Source organism: Methylobacterium sp. Leaf456 (assembly GCF_001425465.1).
In the GTDB taxonomy this organism is placed as follows: Bacteria; Pseudomonadota; Alphaproteobacteria; order Rhizobiales; family Beijerinckiaceae; genus Methylobacterium.
In genome coordinates this window covers 1-4,773 of the sequence record NZ_LMQV01000030.1, presented here as the reverse complement: position 1 = coordinate 4,773, position 4,773 = coordinate 1, and the positions used below count along the sequence as shown (strand labels likewise).

2 protein-coding genes and 1 pseudogene are annotated in these 4,773 nt (G+C 65.7%); 2 read left to right on the top strand and 1 reads right to left on the bottom strand.

Going from position 1 to position 4,773, the window contains the following annotated elements; genetic code table 11:
• Window positions 1–864 precede the first annotated feature (864 nt).
• Both ASG52_RS15535 and ASG52_RS15530 read left to right on the top strand, forming a co-directional pair.
• Complete coding sequence (locus ASG52_RS15535) at window positions 865–3,069, top strand: tellurite resistance TerB family protein (RefSeq protein WP_056244939.1); 2,205 nt, start codon at window positions 865–867, stop codon at window positions 3,067–3,069.
• Between the two features lie 3 nt (window positions 3,070–3,072).
• Window positions 3,073–4,068: pseudogene (locus ASG52_RS15530) on the top strand (ATP-binding protein); the annotation flags it as partial.
• Here the strand turns inward: ASG52_RS15530 and ASG52_RS28665 are convergent.
• Window positions 4,061–4,243 carry a hypothetical protein gene (locus ASG52_RS28665; protein WP_353612493.1) on the bottom strand — a complete coding sequence of 61 codons (183 nt, stop codon included), beginning with the start codon at window positions 4,241–4,243 and terminating at the stop codon, window positions 4,061–4,063. The pseudogene ASG52_RS15530 and the gene ASG52_RS28665 sit on opposite strands and share 8 nt — an antisense overlap.
• Window positions 4,244–4,773: the final 530 nt, after the last annotated feature.

Here is a 4,773-nt window from a genome sequence, read left to right as displayed (position 1 = left end):
GGTCGCTGGTTCAAATCCAGCCCCCGCAACCAACATCACAGACACACGCCAGACCAAAAGCCCCGTGCTACCGCACGGGGCTTTTTGCCGTTCGGCACTGTTCGAGAAGGCTCCACCCCTTCGGCCACACTGTCATCGGCGGCGCGCCCCCTCAGCAAATGCGGAGCCCTGGATTGCTTCGGCTCCGCCTCGCCACGACGGGGTGCTGAAAAGAGGACGGCCGGCGGCCGTTGCGAGGGGGAGGGGAGGGCAGCGAATTCCAAAAAACTCAGCGTCGCGTCAGCGCGCTCGACCGGCGGTGTTCCGCGTAGATGCGCATCGCGAAGCGGCAGGCCGGGCGGCTGGGCATTCCGCTCGCAAGGCTCCCCGTCTACGCCCTTCGCAACTTGACGATGGACATCGCTGGCTGGTTAGCTGCGTTTTAACTTCGGGTTGCAGGCACAGTAGCGCGTAATGCTGCTCGGCTGCCCAGCGCAATGGTGTGGGGTGATGGGGCACTTCATGGCACGGCGGCGGAGAACGAAAATCAATCAGGGCGACGGCTGGATGATCTTGGCTGGATTGGCTTTCGCCTTGTTGACCAGCGCTGCTCAGATCGTCCGCGACTATTGGCCGTTCCTTTTCATGGCGCTCGGAGCGGCCGGCGTCACTTGGGTTATCAGTTGTAAACGCACCGAATCAGATAACGTCGGTCCGCCTAACCTAGCAGCACAGGCCCCGACCTCGGCTGCGACATCGCTCCCTATGAACGTATCCCAGTCGCCGCCGCCACGCCCAACTGCATTCTCCGGATCATCGACACAGGTCCCTGACTTTGGCCGCCTCGCCTCCGTAGCTCCGATCGTCACCAATTCAGCGGCAATCATGCCCGAACCCGAATTTCGGATCTCCGCCATCGTGGAGACACGGCGCGAACCGATCCCGTCCGCCCGGGAGGGAACCCCTGCGATCGGACGACAAGCCCGCTGGATCCCGCCCGTTGAGGCCGTCGCGATCAAAGGGCTCACCATCGGCTCCGGCATGATCTACATGGGCGAGACTCTGGGTGGAAACCGGTGGGCGAACGAAAACTGTCTGATCGACCCAACCCTTCCGGTAGCGCGCGCTGGTGCCGGATCGACGCACGGGATGACCTATTGGTCGCGGTACGATGCGATCAGTCCTGCCAACCGCCGCGCCTACCTCGAATGGTTGGCCTCGGATCGCTGCGATCCATCTGCCGAAATCGGCCTCGTGTTCCTCTTCTTCTACGGGCTCGAGTTCCGCTTCTTCAAGGAAGGCGTGCTCAGCGACGGAACCAAGCTCGCGGCAGAGGTCGAACGCCTGTTGGGACTGTACGGGAGCCAGCACTCTTTCCGAGGCTACGCCGAACGCTTTCTCCAAGGAGTCCGGCTCACAAGGCTGGGACAGCCGGCAATCCGCCCCGAGATCGTTCTCGACTCAACGACCTACGGATATGAACTACCTCTCGACGTAAGGATCTGGCTCGGCCAAAAGCTTGCGAGCGCGCAGCCGTTCGATGCCGACGACGCGCTGCTCTGGCTGGCCGCGCTTCCGGACCGTAGTTTCCGCACGCCTGTGACGCGGTGTCCGGAGGAGTTTCAGGCCCTCTGGCGGCTGCGCTACGTTGCCAAATTCCCGAATGGTCTCAAGGTCAGCGCCCCCAAGGGACGTATCAAGGTGATCTACCGGGCCGCGAGCAGCACCTTCGAGGTGCCGCTCAAGGGAATCCATGAGAACCTCCCGGATATCGGCGCAATCTCTGCGCCGGTGAAGAAGCTGCGCGAGCTCGTCGAGGTCTGCACGACGGAACTCGATGCGTTCAGCCGCTTCGTCGGCAAACGGCCTGAGGAAAGCTCGAGCCTCCAGGCCGCTCTCTTGCTGCCGCGGGACGTCTCGGAGTCCGGGTCCGCCTGGGCAGTCTCGCGCGCGCGCGTCGAGACATTCTTCGCAGGGCAGGTCGCGGCATCGGTTCCGCTCGCCGATCTGTTCGGCCTCGCGGAGTTGCCGCTACCGTGTGCCGGGCGCGTACCCCAGGGCGTCATGGCACAGCTCTGCCAGATCCTCGATCGCCTTGATGTCGGGTTCGAGCCGGATCGCCGCTACGGCGGTCCGCTGCTCGATGCCGATGCAAGAGTTTGGACGTTCCGGGCCTCCGACGGGGCTCCGGTCGATCCAGGCCGTGCGGCGTACTTGCAGTTCCGTGGCCTTATCGAGATCAACTGCCTCGCAGCCGCCTCGGATGGGACCATCGCCCGCGAGGAGATCGAAGCGGTCCTGGTCAGTCTTCGCACCGCGACCACGCTGAGCGCGGCCGAGCGGGCTCGCCTCATCGCCTACGCGCTGTCGCTCCAACTCGATCCACCCAAGCAGCAGGCGGTGCTCAAGCGGCTGGCTGGCCGCCCGCTCGTCGAGCGCGAGGCGTGTTCGCGGGCCGCTCTCGCCGCGGTGATGGCAGATGGCTACGCCGCGCCCGCGGAGGTGACGTTTCTCGAACGGCTGCACAAGGCGCTGTCGTTGCCGGTCGAGGGCATCTATACCGCAATCCATCGCACTGCCGCCGACGTATCGCAGCGTCTGCCGGACGCATCGGATGCCGGCACCGCGGCTCATCCGGATGATCGACCTCACGGGACGAGCAATGTGGTGGCGATCGACGTCTCCCGGCTCGAACGGATCAGGCGGGAAACCCAGGCCGTCTCGAGCCTGCTCTCCGACATCTTCGTCGAGGACGCTGCCGAAGCGCCTGTCTCTGGGCACCCCCCTCCGGTGGGAGCGGCGGTCGCGCCCGCCGCCGCGAGCATGAACCCGCCCAACGAGGAGGTCTTCGCAGGACTCGACCCGGCCCACGCGGAACTGCTCGCCCACCTGCTGGCGCGAGGATCGTTCTCCCGCGAGACTTTCGACCAAGAAGCCCGGTCCCGGAAGCTGCTACCCGACGGCGCGGTGGAGACCATCAACGAGTGGGCGTTCGACCAGCTGGGCGAGGCCTTGCTTGAGGGGGACGACGACCTCACCATCGCCGCCCATCTTCGCGACCAGCTCCCCCCGATCAAAGCCGCCGCCTGACCGATGCAGACGAACAACCTCATTCGCCCCCGCGACCGCGATGCAATCGTGCAGGCTCTGGCCGCCGGTGTCGTGCCGCGGGCGGGCCTGCGTCACATTCAGGTGGGGCGTGCCGCCGAAATCGGCGCCCTGGTGCGGGACATCGACAGGATCGCCGACGGCGGTGCCGCCATCCGCTTCGTGATCGGCGAGTACGGGGCCGGGAAGACGTTCTTTTTGAACTTGGTCCGCTTGATCGCGCTGGAGCGCAAGCTCGTCACCATCCACGCGGACCTTGCCCCCGATCGCCGCATCCACGCGAGCGCGGGACAGGCGCGCGGGCTCTACGCGGAGGCCGTCCGCAACATGGCCACCCGAACCAAGCCGGACGGCGGCGCGCTCGGCAGCGTGGTCGAACGATTCGTAACCGATGCGGTCAAGGAAGCCCAGCAGCACGGCGAAGCCGTCGAGCGGGTCATCGACCGCAAGCTCGCTCCGCTGCAGGACGAGGTCGGCGGTTTCGATTACGCGGTCGTGCTCAAGGCCTACTGGCGCAGCAGCGAGGAGGGTGACGAGGGCCTCAAGGCGGCAGCCCTGCGCTGGCTGCGCGGCGAGTTCTCGACCCGTACCGAAGCCCGCCAAGCGCTCGGCGTCCGGACCATCGTCGATGATGGCAACGTCTACGATGCGCTCAATCTGCTGGCCACCTTCGTCCGGCTCGCCGGGTATGGGGGCCTGTTCGTGGTCTTCGACGAATTGGTTAATCTCTACAAGCTGCAGAGCGCGCAAGCGCGAAATCAGAACTTCGAGCAGATCCTGCGCATCCTGAACGATGTCCTGCAGGGCAACACGCGCGGCCTCGGCTTCGCCCTCGGCGGCACCCCTGAGTTCTTGCTGGACACACGGCGCGGTCTCTACAGCTACCAGGCGCTGCAGAGCCGGCTGGCCGAGAACAGCTTCGCCAAGGGTGGGCTCGTCGACCTGTCGGGGCCGGTCATCCGGCTGCAGAACCTCACGCCTGGACGTTGCACCACTCCTCGCAGCGCTTGGCCCGGAAGGCGCCGTCGAGAATGGCCAAGCGCAGGCTCGGCCAGAGCGGTTTGCTCTCGTCCAGTGTCGGCAGCGTGTCGCAGTCCTGCACGTCGGCCGGGACCACGGCCAGCGCCAGGATGTACCCCTCGGCATCGACCACCATGACGCGTCCTCATCCTGAGCTTGTCGAAGGAACGGCCGACGACCTTCTTGGCGCCGTCGTAGCCGCGGGGCCCGCGCACGCTGAGGCACTTGACGCTCTGAGTATCGATGATCGCGAGGGTCGGCGTGGCGCGTCGCCCGCAGCCGCGTCGCTGGCCGCGCGCCAGTGCCCGCATCAGGATCTCGAACAGGCCCTTCTCTACCCAGCGCCGAAACCAGCCGTAGACCGTGCGCCAAGCCAGGAATCTTCACAGGCGGGCTTTGTAGCAGCGGATTATAGCAACCGGCTCGCTCCGCAGGACGGCGGGGCGAGACGCTGAATGATCTGAATGACTTGGGCTAGAAGTTGGCTGGGGCGCCAGGACTCCCAGCCAACTTCCATCTTCGCGAGCGGCTCGAAGTGAGAAGCGGCGTGGAAAAAGAACCCGGCTGAAGGGCTGATCGGCGTCCAATTGGGACCCACCCCCCGGCAGCTCACGTCATGCTCCCATCCAGTCCCCCGGCAGCTCACGTCATGCTCCCATCCAGTCC